Raw genomic sequence first — 17,811 nt, forward strand, 5'->3', positions numbered from 1 at the left:
GGCTGTTTAAACAGCCTCAATGCCTTTTTAATCTCCGCTGCGGGCAGCTAGTCTTTTCGCCAGCCACGCGCACACCAGTAGTTGCCACTGGTGAAACAGCATGATCGGCAAGATGATGGGCCCGACCATAGCACTGGGGAAAATGACATTGGCAATCGGGATGCCGCTGCTCAGGCTTTTATTGGAGCCGCACATCAGCAGGCTGACTCGGTCCTCAAAGGAAAAGCCCAGCCAACGCCCAAGGTTCCAGGCCAGCACTTGCGCCAAGGTCAGCAGAACGGCGTTGGACAGCACAATCAGACCCAAGGCACTCAATGGGGTGGAGGACCACAGGCCGCCCACCACCGCGCCTGAAAAGGCCGTATACACCACCAGCAGGATGGATCCCTGATCCACGACTTTCAGCAGTTGCTGACGTTTCATCACCCAGGCCCCTATCAAGGGACGCAGCAGATGCCCGAAGACAAAGGGGAAAAACAGTTGCAGCATGATCTTCCCCACCGCCTCCAGCGACACCGTTGCCTGGGCGCTGGTCGCGCCGGCCAACATGATGCCGACCAGCAGGGGAGTGATGAATACGCCCAGCAAGGTAGAAGCAGAGGCACTGCAAATTGAAACCGGTACGTTGCCACGTGCCATTGCTGTCAGGGCTACCGCAGACTGCACGGTGCTGGGCAGACAAGCCAGAAACAGAACTCCCAGGTACAGATTGTCTGTCAGCCAGGGACGCAGTACGGCGGCCACGCCACTACCCAGAATAGGGAAGAGCACAAAGGTGACGGACAGAATCAGCAGGTGCAAACGCCAGTGGGACAAGCCACCCCAGATAGCCTCGCGTGATAGGCGGGCACCATGCAGAAAGAACAGCAGGGCAATCGCAATCTGTGTGATGTGTTGAAACAAAGGCACGCCCCAGCCTTGGGCGGGCAGCAGACTGGCAAGCGCAACCGTGGCAAACAGTTTCAGCAAAAACGGGTCAATCGGTAAACGCTTGATCATGCTTGGTGAGCGCTCATGGAAAGCGCCATACGGTAGGCATAGCCCAGGGAGGAGGCATCAGCCTTGCCCTGTCCGGCAATGTCGTATGCCGTGCCATGGTCCACACTGGTGCGGATAAAGGGTAGGCCCACGGTTACGTTCACGCCTTCGTCCAGACCCAGCAGCTTGATGGGGATTAGGCCTTGGTCATGGTATTGGGCCACCACAATATCGAACTCCCCCTGACGGGCTCGCATGAAAATCGTATCGCCGGGCCAGGGGCCGCTGGCCTGGATGCCTTCGGCGCGGGCTTGTTCAATAGCCGGGCTGATCTGTTCTTTATCTTCCAGGCCAAATTTGCCGCCTTCACCGGCATGGGGGTTTAAACCGGCCACCGCCACACGGGGTTTGGCGATTCCGGCCTGGGTGCAGGCCAGTTGTGCCAGCCGTATGGTTTGCAGCACGCGCGCTTTCGTAATCAGGGAGGGGACGCGTGCCAGCGGTTCATGAATGGTGACCAGAATGGAGCGCAAGTGCTCGTTGGCCAGCATCATGGCGTAGTGCTCGGTGTGGCTGCGCTCGGCCAGAATCTCGGTATGGCCGGGGGCATCGATACCGCCTTTTTGCATGGCCAGCTTATTCAGCGGGGCGGTGACGATGGCACGGATCAGGCCAGCCTGGGCATCATCAATGGCGTGGCACAGGTATTCGTAGGCACCACGTCCAGCCAGGGCGTGAACTTCGCCATAGGGCAGATCTTCGGGCAGGGCTTGCCAGCGATTCAGTACGGCAATCACCCCTTTGGGCGTGCAAACGGGTTGCTTTACTTCTTCGACCCGCCAGTAGTCCTGGGCAGCGCCAATCAGAGTCAAGGCACGACGCATTGCACCCGGATCGCCATACACGACGGCCGGGTGGGGTAAACCTTCAACCATCAGACGGGCGATAATTTCCGGGCCTATGCCAGCGGCATCGCCCATGGTAAGCCCGATGGGCTGTGCGGTACGTTTCATAACAGTCATTAAAAATCCCCCATGCTGCGTCTTCGATCGGCTTGTTGATCGTGGTGTAGCCTGGCGGTAAAAAAAAACCGGGTTCAAGACCCGGTTTGAGTGAGTAGAGATTCGGTTTAGAGTGCGTCGCTGGCGTAATCGGCCAGACGGGAGCGCTCACCACGTTGCAAGGTAATGTGGCCTGCATGCGGCCAGCCTTTGAATCGGTCTACTACGTAGGTCAGTCCCGAACTGCCCTCGGTCAGGTAGGGCGTGTCGATCTGGGCAATATTGCCCAGGCAGACGATTTTAGTTCCAGGGCCGGCCCGCGTCACCAGTGTTTTCATCTGCTTGGGTGTCAGGTTCTGCGCCTCGTCGATGATCAGGAACTTGTTCATGAAGGTACGGCCACGCATGAAGCTCAGGGATTTGACCTTGATCTTGGAGCGCACCAGTTCCATGGTGGAGTTGCGTGGAGCCTCAGTGCCTTGGGGATTGCTCAGGTTGCCGGAGGACTTGCCGGTGCCCAGGTGCAGGACTTCCAGGTTGTCTTCCAGGGCCCCCATCCAGGGCTGCATTTTCTCTTCTTCAGTACCAGGCAGAAAACCGATGTCATCACCCACGGGCACCGTGGCACGGGTAATGATGATTTCGTTGTAGCGCTTGGTCTCCAGGGTCTGGGTCAGCGCACTGGCCAAGGCCAACAGCGTTTTACCCGTACCGGCATGACCGAGCAGGGAGATGAAATCAAAATCCGGGTTCATCAACAGGTTCAGGGCAAAATTCTGTTCGCGGTTGCGAGCAGTAATACCCCAGACATTGTTTTTGCCGTGGCTGTAGTCGCGCAAGGTCGCCAGTACTGCAGTATTGCCGGCGGTCTCACGTACCTGGGCATACAAGGGATCATCGCCTTCGGTAAACACGAACTGGTTGACCATGAACTGGCTGCATAGCGGCCCGCTGATGCGGTAGAAGGTGGTGCCACCCTGTTGCCAGGACTCCATATTCTTGCCGTGTTTGGTCCAGAAGTTGTCCGGCAAGGGCATGACACCGTCATACAGCAAGTCGGAATCATCCAGCACGTGATCGTGGCGGTAGTCTTCGGCCAGCAGGCCCAGGGCCTTGGCTTTCAGGCGCATATTGATGTCTTTGGACACCAGGACCACTTCGCGCTTGGGCATGCTTTGGGTCAGGGCATTGACCACGGCCAAAATTGCGTTGTCAGCCTTGCCCAGCGGCAGTTGGATGGGCAGGCTGGTATCCAGGGCACTGGTCTGGAAGGTAACGGCGCCCAGCGCTTCGGTATTGCCGATACCATCCAGATTAATGGGTTTGTCCAGACCATGATCGCCCACCAGACCTTCCAGGGATCGGCTAACCTGGCGCGCATTGCGAGCCACTTCTGACAGGCCTTTTTTCTGGTGATCCAGCTCTTCGAGCACCATCATGGGCAAGAAGATGTCGTGCTCTTCAAACTTGAACAGCGAATTGGAGTCGTGCAGCAAAACGTTGGTATCCAGCACAAACAGTTTGCGCTGAGTAGGGGCCAGACGAGTGCGTTTGCCCGACGTGTTGGTCGTGGGCTTGGGTTGCTGGACCGGACTGGCGGCGGCACTTTTGCTGGGAGCTGGCTTGGCGGCGCTGGCGGGAGCTGTTTTGGCCGCCGGGGCTGCCGGCGCTGTCTTGGCAGGCGCCGTCTTTTTTGCACGTGGCTCAACAGCGGCTTTGCGGGCTGGAGCGTTGGGGCTGGCAGGAGGAGATTCGGGTTCGTCTAGTGGTACGGGTGGATCGGCAAGGATGACACTGTCATCTTTTTCGCTAAGCAGGGTTCCCAGCTTGGTGGGCAACGTTGGTAGCGGCATATAACACGTACTCCTGGTTGTGTGCTGACCCGCAGGCCGGCACGGTAAGGTTTCAGGCGGCTTGCTGGACAGCCTGTAATACAGCTTGGACGTGGCCGGGCACTTTGATGCCACGCCATTCTTGAATCAACACACCTTGGGCGTCGATCAAAAAGGTGCTGCGCTCGATGCCACGTACCTGTTTACCGTACATGTTTTTCATTTTCATGACCCCAAACAGTTCGCACAAGCGCTCGTCGGTGTCGGCAAGCAAAGGGAACGTCAGGGCTTGTTTGTCGATAAAACGTTCGTGCGAGCTGAGCGAGTCGCGCGAGGCGCCAATAATTTGCGCGCCCGCCGCCTGGAACTCGGGCAGAGCGTCGCGGAAATCTTGGGACTCGGTGGTGCAGCCTGGCGTGTTGTCTTTGGGGTAAAAGTACAACACTGTCATTTTACCTTTCAGGTCAGCCGCGCTGAACTCGCCCTGGGTGGAGGGCACGGAAAAGTCGGGGATAGGGGCACCAATTTGTACGGCAGTCATGCTTTTTCCTGTATCAGTAAGGCCGCAACAACTTTGCGGCCTTCAGCCATGAGGATATTGTAGGTTCTGGCAGCGGCCTGGGTATCCATGATTTCCACACCTATGCCCCACTGCAGCATTTCCTGCGTGACAGCGGGGTGCAAAAAGTGCTGGCGCTGGCCAGTGCCAATCAAAATCAATTCGGGGGCATTGTCAGGGCGCGCTGGCGGGGCGTCGTCCAGAAAGGCCATAGGGTCTTGCTTGACCGATTCCAGTCCCGCAATCCGGCGCAGCAGCACGGCTGTCAGCTCGGATGCGCTTTGAATGGCCAGGTCCTGAACCGGACCTTCAGGGCTAAAGAAGATGGAATGATCGTGGTTTTGAAAGTTGATCGCCACGTAGTCCTCACCGTAGGCGGTGATGGCATTCATGGCTGGATTGTGTTCGCGTTGCAGTTGCACGATGAGTCTCTCCGGTTTTCAGCTTCGATGATAGCGCAAAGCGTCAGTGTCGATGCGGCACCTGATCTGTTTGCAGTGATTCTCAGTAAGTCAATCATGGATTAAACTCTTTGATTCACTTTTACCTTTTGGTCTGGGTCTTCGCTTTTTCTCATTAAGGAATACCATGATTCGCTTTCCGCGCATCGAGCGTTTGCCGCCTTACGTGTTCAATATTACTGGCGAGCTGAAAATGGCCGCCCGCCGTCGTGGCGAGGACATTATTGATATGTCCATGGGGAACCCAGACGGAGCGACACCGGCGCACATCGTGGAAAAGCTGGTCGAGGCGGCTACCCGCCCTGACACTCATGGATATTCTGTCTCCAAAGGCATCCCGCGTCTGCGCCGCGCCGTGACCAATTGGTACGAGCGCCGCTACAATGTGCACTTGGATCCGGATAGTGAAGCGATCGTTACCATCGGTTCCAAAGAAGGCCTGGCCCACTTGATGCTGGCAACGCTGGACAAGGGCGACACTGTGCTGGTGCCCAATCCCAGTTACCCCATTCATATCTATGGTGCCGTTATTGCCGGTGCCAATATTCGTTCGGTGCCCATGATCCCCGGCGTGGATTTTTTCGAGGAAATCGAAAAAGCCGTGCGGGAGTCCATTCCCAAGCCCAAAATGATGATTCTGGGTTTTCCCAGCAATCCGACAGCCCAGTGCGTGGAACTGTCCTTTTTTGAGCGTATTGTGGCGCTGGCACGCGAGCACAATATTCTGGTGGTACATGATCTGGCCTATGCCGACATTACCTTTGACGGCTACGTGGCCCCCTCCATCATGCAAGTGGAAGGCGCGCGCGATGTAGCGGTCGAGTTTTTTACCATGAGCAAAAGCTACAATATGGCTGGCTGGCGTATTGGCTTCATGGTGGGCAATGCGTCACTGGTCAATGCTCTGGCACGTATCAAGAGCTATCACGACTACGGCACCTTCACACCGATTCAGGTGGCCGCCATTGCGGCGCTGGAAGGGCCACAAGATTGTGTCAAGGAGGTGGTCGAGCAATACCGCCGCCGTCGCGACGTATTGGCCAAGGGCCTGCATGAAGCAGGCTGGATGGTCGATGTCCCCAAGGCATCAATGTATATCTGGGCCAAGATTCCCGAGTTCTACAAGGACATCGGTTCGCTGGAGTTTGCCAAGCGCTTACTGAGCGATGCCAAAGTAGCCGTATCCCCCGGCATCGGCTTTGGTGAGTATGGCGACAACTATGTGCGCTTTGCGCTGATCGAAAACGAGCAACGTACCCGTCAGGCGGTACGCGGCATCAAAGAAATGTTCCGTAAGGACGGATTTGTTCAATGAGTCCTATCAAAGTAGGTTTGCTGGGTTTGGGTGTGGTTGGCAGCGGCACCTGGAACGTATTGAAACGCAATGCAGATGAAATCGCTCGCCGCGCTGGTCGCCGTATTGAGGTGGTCGCTATTGCTGTGCGTGACCTGGAAAAGGCACGTGCGCTGGTGGGGGACGACGTAACCCTGACCACAGATGGCATGGACGTGGTGCACAACCCCGAGATCGATATTGTGGTCGAGCTGGTGGGGGGCGACACCTTGGCACGCGAATGGGTCATGGAAGCCATTGCTCAGGGCAAGCACGTGGTCACCGCCAACAAGGCGCTGTTGGCCAAGCATGGCAACGAGATTTTTGCTGCGGCTCACGAGCGCAGTGTCATGGTGGCGTTTGAAGCTGCGGTGGCTGGCGGTATTCCCATCATCAAGGCGATTCGCGAAGGCCTGACGGCCAACCGTATTCAGTGGCTGGCCGGCATTATCAATGGCACCACCAACTACATCCTGTCCGAAATGCGCAACCGTGGCGTCAGCTTTGCTGAAGCCCTGGCCGATGCCCAGCGTCTGGGTTACGCCGAAGCCGATCCTACTTTCGACATTGAAGGTGTGGATGCGGCGCACAAACTGAGCCTGCTAGCCTCCTTGGCCTTTGGTATTCCAGTGCAATTTAGCAAGGCCCACGTGGAAGGCATTACCAGCCTGGCACTGGAAGACCTGCAACACGCACAACGCCTGGGCTACAACATCAAGCTGCTGGGTATTACCCGTGCCCGCGAAGAAGGTATTGAGCTGCGCGTACACCCCACACTGGTTCCGCTGCAAAGCATGCTGGCCAATGTGCAAGGTGCCATGAACGCGGTGCTGGTGCATGGCGACGCTGTGGGTCAGACTGTGTACTACGGCGCTGGTGCCGGTGCCTTGCCAACCGCTTCGGCGGTGGTGGCCGATCTGGTAGACGTGACCCGTCTGCAAACCGCAGAACCCGAACACCGCGTGCCCTATCTGGCCTTCCAGCACAACGCCATGTCCGATACCCCCATCCTGCCTATGGATGAAGTGGTGTCCTCGTACTACCTGCGTTTGCGTGTGGACGACCGTCCTGGTGTTCTGGCTGATGTGGCCCGCATTCTGGCTCAGGCTTCGATCTCGATCGGTTCCATGTTCCAGGAACCGGCTGGCGAACAGGCCGATATCATCTTCCTGACGCACGAAGCGCGTGAAGGTGCCATCAATGGCGCGATCAGCCAGATTCAGAATCTGCCTTTTGTACAGTCCGCCGTGACCCGTTTGCGCGTGGAGAATCTGTAATGAATTACGTATCCACCCGTGGCGGCATGAAAGCCCAGCCATTTTCGGACATCTTGCTGGAAGGCTTGGCTCCGGATGGTGGCTTGGCCATGCCAGAAAGCTACCCTCAAGTCAGTGCAGAAACGCTGGAATCCTGGCGCGCACTGAGCTACCCCGAACTGGCCGCCAAAGTGCTGGGCTTGTTTGTCACCGATATTCCGGCGGACGAACTGTCCGCATTGACGGCACGTGCTTACGCCCCCGGCGTGTTCGATAGCGAGCAGGTGGTACCCGTCAAGGAACTGGAGCCTGGTTTCTCTTTGCTGGGCTTGTCTCAAGGTCCAACCCTGGCTTTTAAAGACATGGCCATGCAGTTTCTGGGCCAGGTGTTCGAGTACGTACTGACACAACGCAACAGCACCTTGAACATTGTGGGCGCCACGTCTGGTGACACGGGTTCGGCGGCTGAATATGCCTTGCGCGGTAAGCGTGGCGTCAGCGTGTTCATGCTCTCGCCTTACGGTCGCATGAGTGCTTTCCAACGCGCCCAGATGTACTCCTTGCAAGACGACAACATCCACAACCTGTCGGTAAAGGGTGTGTTCGATGATTGCCAGGACATCGTCAAGGCCTTGGCGGGCGATTTGGAGTTCAAATCCAAATGGCATCTGGGTGCCGTGAACTCCATTAACTGGGCACGTATTTCCGCTCAGGTGGTGTACTACTTCTGGGGCTGGCTGCGCAGCACGAACCAGGCCGGTCAAAAGGTCTCGTTTGCCGTTCCTTCGGGCAACTTCGGCAATATTCTGTCGGGCCACATTGCTCGTCAGATGGGTCTGCCTATCGCCAAGCTGGTTCTGGCCACCAACGAAAACAACGTGCTGGAAGAGTTCTTCCGCACGGGTGTTTATCGTCCCCGTGGTTCCGAGCAAACTTACGCTACGTCCAGCCCGTCCATGGACATTTCCCGCGCCTCCAACTTCGAGCGCTTTGTGTTTGATCTGCTGGGCCGTGATGGCAGCAAGGTCAAGGCATTGTGGGAACAGTTGAGCAAAGAAGGCCAGTTCGACCTGAGCGAGCATCTGCCACGCTTCCAGGAAGAGTTCGGCTTTGTGGCCGGTGCCAGTTCGCACCAGGATCGTCTGAACACGATTGCCCAGGTGAATCAGCAGTACCAGACTCTGATCGACCCGCACACGGCGGACGCCGTCAAGGTGGCTCAGAACTTCCGCGAGGAAGGTATCCCCATGTTGGTGCTGGAAACCGCGCTGCCTGCCAAGTTCTCCGAAATGATCGAAGAAGCAATTGGTCAGCCGGCGCCAGTGCCTGAACACTTGCGCGGTCTGGCAGATTTGCCGCAAAAAGTGGTCGTGATGGATGCCGATGTCGCTCAAGTACGTCGCTACATCGAGGAACACGCCCCCACCTGATGCCAGCTACCTGCGCGGGTTCTTTGCTGGCGCAGCCATAGCGGCTAGGTAGTCGTTTCAAACCCCGATTTTGATCTTCCTGCTGGCCTGACTGATGTTCAGTTTGCTCGGCAGGAAAGCAGAAATCGGGGTTTTTGCATTTTTGGCCGATTATGCAGCAACAAGACTGGCAGGGCTGCGGCTTGGCAGCCAACTGAACTTTTTCTATCAGGCCTTCATCAAAAGCACGGAATATGCGGGCATGATGTCTATGGCCTTTGGTATAGGCAGATAGGCGGCTCGTCTATCGAACATAGAGAAAGGATAGAAAAACCATGAGTAAAACGACCCACGTTAAATTACGCCCTCTGGAGCGTGAGGATTTGCGCTTTGTGCACTTGCTGGACAATAACGCCAGTGTGATGCGCTACTGGTTTGAAGAACCTTACGAAACCTATGGCGAGCTGGCAGCTCTGTACGATGAGCACATTCATGATCAGCGTGAGCGCCGTTTTGTGGTGGAGTGGGAAGGGCAGCCATCGGGAGTGGTGGAACTGGTGGAAATTGATTATGTACACCGCCGCGCAGAGTTTCAGATCATTATTGCGCCGGAGTTTCAGGGTAAGGGAATTGCCTCGCGGGCGACCAAGCTGGCCATCGAGTACGGCTTTGGGGTGTTGAACCTGTACAAAATCGTGCTGATTGTGGACAAGGAAAACCACAAGGCCATCCACATCTATCAGAAGTTTGGTTTTCAGGTGGAAGGTGAGCTCAAGCACGAGTTCTTCATCAACGGCCAATATCGGGATGTGGTGCGTATGCGTTTGTTCCAGGCTGATTTTTTGGCAGCCAACAAACCAGCCCAGACTTTGTTGACGCCCCTGGCGCAATAGTGCCTTGCCTCGATAGCTCGTGTTTTGAGGGGGGTTACGCGTGGTCGTCGTAGCCAAAGTGGCAACTAAAGCCGAGTCTAAAGTCCAAGCCAAGCCAAGCCAGCTTAGCGGTAAAGCAAGGACTGAATGAATGCGTAGCTGGAAAGATAGATGCTAGGAATATTCTTTCTGCCTGTGATCCGCTCAGAGCGGGTACTTACAGATGCGCCGCTTTCAGACCACTGCGTACTGCGCCTTCCAGCACACCAGGGTAGCCGGTATCGGTCCAGTCGCCCGCCAGACGAATGGCTGGCCACGGCGTTGTGACCCCAGGGCGGCGCAAGCCGGGAATGGCTGCGAAAGTGGCCCGCTTTTCGATAATCAGCTCGCTGGCGCGCACGGCTGGCATGGCGTGCAGATGCTGGGTTTGAGCGCGCACCTGCTCGATAATGGCGGCAATAGCCTGCTCACGATCCAGGGCTTGCAAACGTACCGCGTCGCTGATGACGATCCCTACCAACGTTTCGCCGCTGCCTGGTTTCAAGGCGCTGTGATCAAACAGCCATTGCCCACCGCTGCCGCTGCTATCGTCTAGCATCAACATGGAGTGGGGCAGGTTCCAGGCTTGCTCCAGTTCCAAATACAGGGTGGCGATAGGGATATAGCTAAACGCCTCCAGATCCGCCAACAACTGTTCGCTGGCTGGGCTGCTAGGCAGGCTATGCAGCAGGCGAGCAGCTTGTACGGGAGGACAAGCCACGATGGCTGCATCAAATTGCAGGCCATCAATGTGTACGCCCGATTCTGTTAGCTCCAGCCTTTGTACCCGGTGGCCTAGCTGTAGCTGAATATCGCGCAGGGCGGGTTCGCACCAGAGCTGGCTTAAGTCTGTCAGCGGGATCAAGGTTTGGCTGGCTTGTCGGGGACCGCCCAGGCTGTCGCGCAGGACATGGGCAAACAATTGGGCGCAGGCTTGTTCAATCGGGGTGTTCATGGCGGCCACACACAGCGGTTGCCAGAATAAGCGGATGACATGCTTGTCTTGTTGATGCTGCTCCAGAAGCTGCAACACGGTCAGACCGGCTGGGGTGCGCCATTGTTGTTTCATCAGCCAGCGGCACAAGCGCGCCAGCTTGATTTTTTGCGACCAGCTCAGGCCTTGGGCACCCAGCAGGCCAGTCAATACATGGAAGGGGGCGGGCAGGGGGCGATTGCGTAGGCGGAAATGCCCATCGGCCGAGATCACGTCCAGATCCTTGCGTTCCAGACGGGAAGCTTCGTCCAGGCCAATTTCCCCCATCAAGCCCAGAATGACGGCGTAGGCGCCCAGCATGATGTGCTGGCCGTTATCGGTGTCGCGCCCCAGATTGGGGCTGTGGATACGGCGGGCACGCCCGCCTATATGGCGGGAGGCTTCAAAGACACTGACTTGATGGCCTTGGGTTTTCAGTCGCCAGGCAGCGGCACAGCCCGCCCAGCCCGCCCCGATAACCGCGACTTTCATCGGCCCAGTTTGCGTTGCAAGCTGCGGCCGCCCGATACCCAGGTTTTCCAGGCCAGCCAGAACTTGCGAATGGGCGTCAGCGAAATGCGCTGTTCCAGCACATGCCAGCGATCATTGGCAATTTCCACCAGCAGGGCATGGTAGATGGCTGCCATCAACAGGCCGGGGCGTTGTGCCCGACGGTCAACAGCAGGCAGGGCGCGCATGGCTTGTCGGTACAGGTCCTGAGCACGTTCGGTTTGAAAAGCCATCAAGGCCTCGAAACGCTCCGAGTGCTGCTGGTCCAGAATCTCGTGGGGCGACACCCCAAACTTGTCCAGATCTTCCTGGGGCAAGTAGATGCGACCACGACGGGCGTCATCACCCACATCGCGGATGATATTGGTCAGTTGAAATGCCAGGCCCAGCTTCTGTGCATAGTCGCTGGTCTGTTCTTGGGTTTGACCGAAAATACGCGCCGACAGCAGCCCCACCACGCTGGCGGCGTGCCAACAGTAACGTTCCAGCTCGCTCCAACTTGGGTAGCGCATCTGGTCCAGATCCATTTCCATGCCGTCGATCACGGCCAGCAACTCGTCCTGTGGCAGACCAAACGCTTCAATATGAGGAGCCAGGGCCTGCATGACCGGGTGATGGGCACGGCCCTCATACAGATCAGCCACCTGTGTGCGCCACCACACCAGCTTCATGCGGGCGACGGACTCTTCGTGAACCTCGTCCACGACATCGTCCACCTCGCGGCAAAACGCGTACAGCGCCGTGATGGCGCGACGGCGCTCAGGCGGCAGAAACAAAAAGGCGTAGTAGAAGCTGGAGCCGCTTTGGGCTGCCTTGTTCTGACAATACTCGTCTGGGCTCATGGACGTTCAGGGTCGGTAAGAGGTACGGCTCAGGCCGCGGGTAATCAGGCGTAGCCAGTCCAGGCGGGACAGGGTGGGGCGATGGCTAAAGACATCAAACTTTACCGCTTCCAGGCGTTCCAGAATACGCAGGCCGCCCAGTACCATCATTTTCAATTCCAGGCTGATGCGCCCGGACAGGTGGGAGGACAGCAGCAGTCCGGCTTGCAGGCGCTGACGGGCATCGGTCACCAGCAGTTGCATCATTTCCTGCCAGCGTGCATCGGCCTCGGGCTGACGCAGCAGTTGCGTGCGGGCCTGGATGTAATCGTCATCCAGATCATATTGGGCCAGCAGGTCTTGCGGGATATAGACACGGTTCTTGTGCCAGTCCAGCGCCACGTCCTGCCAGAAATTAACCAGTTGCAGCCCCGTACAGGTGGAGTCGGCCAGCTCGATCAGCTCTGGGCTGTGAGCTTGATACAGATGCAGCATCAAGCGGCCAACCGGGTTGGCCGAGCGGGTACAGTAATCCAGCACCTGTGCCATATCGCGATAGCGGTGGGTGGTCACGTCCTGGCGAAACGCAGACAGCAGGTCCAAAAAAGGCTTGAGCGGCAATTGGAAGTTGCTGATGCTGCGGGCCAAGGGGATAAAAATCGCGCTGTGCGGGGTATCGGCCAGGACAGGCTGGTGATATTGCAGTTGTTCTATTCCGGCTTCGAACTGCGCCAGCAGTTCCAGGCGCTCGGCAGCGCTTAAATCGCCTTCATCGGCAATGTCGTCGGCGCTGCGGGCAAAACGATAAATATCGGTGACCGGTCGGCGTAGCCGACGAGGTAGCAGCACAGAGGCGACAGGGAAGTTTTCATAGTGCTCGATAGACATAGTCCGCCAGTATACGGCTTTCGTTTCCACTAGGGCTGGTTTAGACTTTCGTATTGCTTCGGGGAGAACCATGCCACGTCCTATCTCGGCCACCATTCATATTGCGTCACTGCGTCACAATCTCGATATGGTTATTCAGAGCCTGAATAACGCTACGGCTCCATCGGGTGTAAAACGGCCTCATATCTGGGCCGTCATGAAGGCCAATGCTTACGGTCATGACATCGAAAATGCGGTGCGGGCTTTCAGTGCCGCCGAAGGCATGGCGATGCTGGATTTAAAAGAGGCCATACGCTGTCGGGCTGCCGGTTGGACCGGCCCTATCATGTTGCTGGAAGGTTTTTTTCAGCCAGAAGATCTGGAGGTGCTGGCCGAGTTCGGTCTGACCACCGTCATCCATTGCCATGAGCAGCTCAAGATGCTGGAGCAGTGGAAAGGCGGGGTAGCCTTGAATGCCATGGTCAAGCTCAATAGCGGCATGAACCGCCTGGGTTTCAGCGTGGACGATTACCCTGGCGCGTTCGAGCGCGCCCAGCGTCTGCAAAAAGCGGGCAAGCTGGGCACGGTTGGGCGCATGACGCACTTTGCGCGCGCCGATGACAATATCGACGCCACGCTGGAGCAGATTCGCTGCTTTAACCGGATTACCGACGGTTTGCCCGGCCCGGTCAGTGTGTGCAATTCTGCCGCGACTTTAAGCCCCGACCTGGGGGCGTACATGCCCTCCGGCCCGGATCACTGGGTACGTCCCGGTATCTGCCTGTACGGCAGCTCCCCCTTTGCAGAGAGCAGTGCCGATGATTTTGGTTTGCAGCCCGGCATGACGCTGGCTGCAGAAATCATCAGTGTGCGCGGCGTCAAGCAGGGCGAGGGCATTGGTTACGGCCATACCTATCTTGCCGAGCGGGCCATGCGCATTGGCGTGGTGGCTTGCGGCTATGCCGATGGTTACCCGCGCCATGCGGGAACCGGCACCCCTATTACCGTCAATGGTGTACGTACCCGTTTGCTTGGCCGTGTCTCCATGGACATGTTGGCAGTAGACCTGACCCCGGTGCCCGCCGCCGGAGTAGGCAGCCAGGCGGTGTTGTTCGGTCAAGGCGGGCCCAGTGTGGATGAAGTTGCCGCAGCAGCGGGAACCCTGGGCTACGAATTGATTTGTGCGGTCGCGCCACGCGTGCCGCGCTTCATCCAGGATTAACACCCATAAGGCATAGCCATGAAGAATAAATGTGTACTCGTTACCGGTGCTACCAAAGGAATCGGCTGGGCAATCAGCCAAAGGCTGGCCGATGCCGGGGCCCACGTGGTGGGTCTGGCCCGTCACACGGAGAATATTGATTTCCCCGGTTATCTGTACTCCTGCGATTTGAGCAATGCAGGCGAAACCGAGGAAATGCTGCGCGTTATCCGCGAAAAATACCCCGTTGATGCGGTGGTGAACAATGTGGGTATGGTCGCACCCGAGCCGATTGGTCAGGTGGACCTGGGCAACCTCTATCAGGTGTTTGACCTGAATGTGCGTGTGGCGGTGCAAGTGGCCCAGGCGTTCATCCCCTCGATGAAAGCGCGCAAGGAAGGTCGCATCGTCAATATTTGCAGTCGTGTCGTGCACGGCGGTGCCGACCGCACCAGCTATGCCGCGGCCAAAAGTGCTTTGCTGGGTTGTACCCGCACCTGGGCGCTGGAACTGGCCCCTTACGGCATTACCGTCAATGCGGTCTCTCCTGGTCCGATCGAAACCGAATTGTTCCGTGCCAATCATCCCGTCGGCAGCGAAGCCGAACAACGCAGCCTGTCCTCCATTCCCTTGGGGCGGTTTGGGCAGGCCGCGGAAGTGGCTGCGGCGGTTACTTTTCTGCTTAGCGATGAAGCCGCTTATATCACCGGCCAGAATCTGGGCGTGGATGGCGGTGGCAGTCTGGGCGGACGTTAAGGAATTTCTATGGCCACCAGTACTCGTGCGGCCCGCAAGGCCAAAGTTGTATTTGTTTGCACAGAGTGCGGGGCAGATACACCTAAGTGGGCAGGCAAATGTCCTGCCTGTGGGGCGTGGAACAGCTTGCAGGAAACGGTGGAGACACCGGCGGCGGCCAGTGCTCACCGTTTCGCTTCCCTGGCCGGTTCCAGCCCGGTTCAAAGTCTTTCAGAGGTACAGGCACGGGAATTGCCACGTGTGCCTACCGGCATAGGTGAGTTCGATCGTGTTCTGGGCGGAGGGTTGGTGGAAGGGGGCGTCATCCTGATTGGGGGCGATCCCGGAGTCGGTAAGTCGACGTTGCTGCTACAAGCCATGGCGGCCTTGGCCCAGCAAACCAAAGTGCTGTATGTGACGGGCGAAGAGTCCGCCGAACAGGTCGCCTTGCGTGCTCGCCGTCTAGGTGTGCCTACTGAAGGCGTGGATCTGCTGGCTGAAATTCGTCTGGAATCCATCAGCCAGGCTTTGCAGTCGCATCAACCCAGTGTGGTGGTGATCGACTCGATTCAAACCCTGTATTCCGATCAGCTCAGTGCGGCTCCAGGCTCGGTGTCGCAGGTGCGCGAATGTGCAGCCCAGCTCACCCGCTTGGCCAAGCAAAGCGGCACCTCCATGATTTTTATCGGTCACGTCACTAAAGACGGGACGCTGGCCGGGCCACGAGTGCTGGAGCACATCGTGGATACCGTGCTGTATTTCGAGGGCGACACGCATTCGTCCTTTCGCATGGTGCGGGCATTCAAGAACCGCTTTGGCGCGGTCAATGAGCTGGGTGTGTTCGCCATGACGGAAAAGGGTTTGAAAGGGGTCAGCAATCCGTCGGCCCTGTTCTTGTCGCAGCATTCTCAGTCGGTCGCCGGTTCCTGCGTCATGGCCACTCAGGAAGGCACACGGCCTTTGCTGGTGGAAATTCAGGCCCTGGTGGATACAGCACATGTACCTAATCCGCGCCGCTTGTCTGTGGGCCTGGAAAGCTCCCGTTTGGCCATGTTGCTGGCCGTGATGCACCGACACGCAGGTGTGGTTACGTACGACCAGGACGTGTTTGTTAATGCCGTGGGGGGTGTCAAGATTACTGAGCCAGCCGCCGACCTGGCTGTGCTGCTGGCTATTTTGTCTTCCCTGAATAACCGTCCCTTGCCACGCGGTTTGGTGGTGTTCGGGGAAATTGGCCTGGCCGGTGAAATTCGTCCGGCCCCGCGCGGTCAGGAGCGTTTGCGCGAAGCGGCCAAGCTGGGTTTCAGCATTGCGTTGATTCCCAAGAGCAATGCCCCGCGCCAGGCGATTGAAGGCTTGGAAATCTGGGCGGTAGATCGGGTCGAGGACGCCGTCGATCGTCTGCGCAACCTGTAATTGCCATGTTAAATCTTGAGTTGATCCTGGCTTGTTTGCTGGGAGGTGCGCTTATTGGCTACGCCGGTGGCGTGCTGGGGATAGGCGGCGGTTTGCTGGCCATTCCGCTGCTGGGCCTGATTCTGGACATGGATCAGCAAACCGCTCAGGGGACGGCCTTGATCATGGTGGTGCCCGCCGTGCTGCTGACCGTGCGTCAGTATCATCGCCGCAACCATATTGATTTCCGCCGGGCTGCTCTGGGGGCGGTTTCTTCCATCATCTTTACCTGGCTGGGGGCGCGTCTGGCTCTGGGCATGGATGCGATCTTGCTGCGTCGAATTTACTCTGTATTTGTGATGGCCATTGCCCTGTATTATTTCGACCAGAGTTTGGGTTTTTCCCGGCGGCGTCGTCGCAGTGACAAGCCGCGTCCGGACCCGGAGTCGTTTGGCCAGCTGTGGTATATCGCGGTAGGCATGATGGCGGGCTTGGCCGGGGGCGTATTTGGTGTGGGCGGTGCGGTGCTGGTAGTGCCTTTTCTGACCAGTCGCATGGGTTATAGCCAGACCGGTGCGCAAGGCTTGGCGCTGTCCATGATTATTCCCGGTACGCTGGTTGCCTTGGCGACCTATGCTTTTCATGGCCAAGCAACCTGGCAGATCGGGATACCGATGGCGATAGGCAGCCTGATGCTGGTGCCGTTTGGTGTGCGTCTGGCTTATCGCCTGCCTGAGAATCGTCTGAAGTTTATTTTTGCCTGCATGCTGGTACTGATCGTGACCTTGTTGCTGGTTCGTGCCTGAGGAGCTGCTGTGAGCACCCATTCCGAAACTGTCTATGCTTTGCCCGGTGGCGGTGCCTTGTTGGCGCCGGCGTTGGCCAATCAACTGGATCTGGAACCGGCGGCCTTGCAACGTTGGTTCGAGGCGGCCTCCTATGGCGATCAGGCCAGCAAAGTCGGGCAGGGCGGCCGTCAGGCTGCCTGGTTTGTGAATGGCCCTTTTGGTCAGGCTGTATTACGTCATTATCGTCGTGGTGGTCTGGTGGCTCGCTTCAATGACTCCGGCTATCTCTGGCAAGGTGCATCCAATACCCGCAGTTGGCGAGAGTTTCAAGTGATGTCTTATTTGCACAACAAGGGTTTGGCTGTTCCCGAGGTGCTGGCAGGGGCGTGGTGGCGACAGGGTTTTTGGTACCGTGCGGCCCTGATAAGCCGGCGGGTGCCCGATGTGCAGCCTTTGACTTTGTGTCTGGATCGCGCCTGCCCTGAGCTAGTGGCGCGCGAGATTGTCCGCATGCACCAATTCGAGGTTTGGCATGCTGACCTGAACGCCTACAATATTTTGCTGGATGCGAATGACAAAGTCTGGCTGATCGATTTTGACCGTGCACGACAGGGGCCTGTCAGCCCCGCCCAGGCGCTGGGTAATGTGCACCGTCTCAGGCGATCTTTGCTCAAAGTGTGTGGGCCGCGTGGCGATAGGTGGTGGCAGCAGATGTTTTCTGCTTACCGTCACCAAACGCAGCGTTAATTACGACTACGGGCTTTAAAAAAGCTTTATCATC

At 57.6% G+C, this 17,811-nt stretch carries 18 protein-coding genes; 10 read left to right on the top strand and 8 right to left on the bottom strand.

Annotated features, from left to right (window positions below; translation table 11 throughout):
- Positions 1-27: 27 nt before the first annotated feature.
- The 5 genes from OKX01_RS05415 to OKX01_RS05435 all read right to left on the bottom strand — a co-directional run bounded on the left by OKX01_RS05415 (position 28) and on the right by OKX01_RS05435 (position 4,792).
- Positions 28-999, bottom strand: coding sequence for a bile acid:sodium symporter family protein (locus OKX01_RS05415; RefSeq protein WP_094196008.1), 972 nt, complete (start codon positions 997-999; stop codon positions 28-30).
- On the bottom strand, positions 996-1,991 hold the full coding sequence (pdxA, locus tag OKX01_RS05420; protein ID WP_264672866.1) for a 4-hydroxythreonine-4-phosphate dehydrogenase PdxA: 996 nt from the start codon (positions 1,989-1,991) through the stop codon (positions 996-998). Before pdxA ends, OKX01_RS05415 begins: the two co-directional genes overlap by 4 nt.
- A 116-nt stretch (positions 1,992-2,107) precedes the next feature.
- On the bottom strand, positions 2,108-3,832 hold the full coding sequence (locus OKX01_RS05425; protein ID WP_108727898.1) for a PhoH family protein: 1,725 nt from the start codon (positions 3,830-3,832) through the stop codon (positions 2,108-2,110).
- Positions 3,833-3,884: 52 nt separating this feature from the next.
- Positions 3,885-4,352 (bottom strand): peroxiredoxin, encoded by a 468-nt coding sequence (locus OKX01_RS05430; protein ID WP_108727897.1) that lies wholly within the window; start codon positions 4,350-4,352, stop codon positions 3,885-3,887.
- Positions 4,349-4,792: an Mth938-like domain-containing protein gene (locus OKX01_RS05435; protein WP_121738466.1), complete on the bottom strand. Its 444-nt coding sequence runs from the start codon at positions 4,790-4,792 to the stop codon at positions 4,349-4,351. The genes OKX01_RS05430 and OKX01_RS05435 overlap by 4 nt, the downstream gene beginning before the upstream one ends.
- A gap of 166 nt (positions 4,793-4,958) precedes the next feature.
- Here OKX01_RS05435 and alaC point away from each other — a divergent pair, with 166 nt between their 5' ends.
- The 5 genes from alaC to speG all read left to right on the top strand — a co-directional run bounded on the left by alaC (position 4,959) and on the right by speG (position 9,722).
- On the top strand, positions 4,959-6,146 hold the full coding sequence (alaC, locus tag OKX01_RS05440) for an alanine transaminase (protein ID WP_094196013.1): 1,188 nt from the start codon (positions 4,959-4,961) through the stop codon (positions 6,144-6,146).
- Positions 6,143-7,441 carry a homoserine dehydrogenase gene (locus tag OKX01_RS05445; protein WP_264672585.1) on the top strand — a complete coding sequence of 433 codons (1,299 nt, stop codon included), beginning with the start codon at positions 6,143-6,145 and terminating at the stop codon, positions 7,439-7,441. The genes alaC and OKX01_RS05445 overlap by 4 nt, the downstream gene beginning before the upstream one ends.
- Positions 7,441-8,850 carry a threonine synthase gene (gene thrC, locus OKX01_RS05450; protein WP_249461494.1) on the top strand — a complete coding sequence of 470 codons (1,410 nt, stop codon included), beginning with the start codon at positions 7,441-7,443 and terminating at the stop codon, positions 8,848-8,850. Before OKX01_RS05445 ends, thrC begins: the two co-directional genes overlap by 1 nt.
- A 94-nt stretch (positions 8,851-8,944) precedes the next feature.
- A complete protein-coding gene (locus OKX01_RS05455; RefSeq protein ID WP_230019166.1) occupies positions 8,945-9,124 on the top strand; it encodes a hypothetical protein in 180 nt (59 codons plus the stop codon).
- A 40-nt stretch (positions 9,125-9,164) separates the two neighbouring features.
- Positions 9,165-9,722: a spermidine N1-acetyltransferase gene (speG, locus tag OKX01_RS05460; RefSeq protein ID WP_094196017.1), complete on the top strand. Its 558-nt coding sequence runs from the start codon at positions 9,165-9,167 to the stop codon at positions 9,720-9,722.
- A gap of 196 nt (positions 9,723-9,918) precedes the next feature.
- Here the strand turns inward: speG and hpnE are convergent, their stop codons facing one another.
- The 3 genes from hpnE to hpnC are packed head-to-tail and all read right to left on the bottom strand — an operon-like array spanning position 9,919 to position 12,932.
- A complete protein-coding gene (gene hpnE / locus OKX01_RS05465) occupies positions 9,919-11,205 on the bottom strand; it encodes a hydroxysqualene dehydroxylase HpnE (protein WP_249461498.1) in 1,287 nt (428 codons plus the stop codon).
- Positions 11,202-12,065, bottom strand: coding sequence for a presqualene diphosphate synthase HpnD (gene hpnD / locus OKX01_RS05470; protein WP_125278012.1), 864 nt, complete (start codon positions 12,063-12,065; stop codon positions 11,202-11,204). Before hpnD ends, hpnE begins: the two co-directional genes overlap by 4 nt.
- Positions 12,066-12,071: 6 nt before the next feature.
- A complete protein-coding gene (gene hpnC, locus OKX01_RS05475; protein ID WP_249461501.1) occupies positions 12,072-12,932 on the bottom strand; it encodes a squalene synthase HpnC in 861 nt (286 codons plus the stop codon).
- 70 nt (positions 12,933-13,002) lie between these two features.
- Here hpnC and alr point away from each other — a divergent pair, with 70 nt between their 5' ends.
- Genes alr through OKX01_RS05500 form a run of 5 tightly spaced genes read left to right on the top strand, consistent with a single transcriptional unit; the run spans position 13,003 to position 17,777 of the window.
- Positions 13,003-14,133: an alanine racemase gene (gene alr, locus OKX01_RS05480; protein ID WP_249461505.1), complete on the top strand. Its 1,131-nt coding sequence runs from the start codon at positions 13,003-13,005 to the stop codon at positions 14,131-14,133.
- An 18-nt stretch (positions 14,134-14,151) separates the two neighbouring features.
- The gene (locus OKX01_RS05485; RefSeq protein WP_094196022.1) at positions 14,152-14,868 is read left to right on the top strand and encodes an SDR family oxidoreductase; all 717 of its coding nucleotides are present in this window, start codon (positions 14,152-14,154) and stop codon (positions 14,866-14,868) included.
- Between the two features lie 9 nt (positions 14,869-14,877).
- A complete protein-coding gene (radA, locus tag OKX01_RS05490) occupies positions 14,878-16,263 on the top strand; it encodes a DNA repair protein RadA (protein WP_094196023.1) in 1,386 nt (461 codons plus the stop codon).
- 5 nt (positions 16,264-16,268) lie between these two features.
- Positions 16,269-17,048, top strand: a complete 780-nt coding sequence (locus OKX01_RS05495; RefSeq protein WP_249461508.1) for a sulfite exporter TauE/SafE family protein — start codon at positions 16,269-16,271, stop codon at positions 17,046-17,048.
- A 9-nt stretch (positions 17,049-17,057) separates the two neighbouring features.
- Positions 17,058-17,777: a 3-deoxy-D-manno-octulosonic acid kinase gene (locus OKX01_RS05500; RefSeq protein ID WP_264672586.1), complete on the top strand. Its 720-nt coding sequence runs from the start codon at positions 17,058-17,060 to the stop codon at positions 17,775-17,777.
- Positions 17,778-17,811 lie beyond the last annotated feature (34 nt).

The organism is Alcaligenes sp. SMD-FA (genome assembly GCF_025960365.1).
GTDB classification, from domain to species: domain Bacteria; phylum Pseudomonadota; class Gammaproteobacteria; order Burkholderiales; family Burkholderiaceae_B; genus Alcaligenes; species Alcaligenes aquatilis.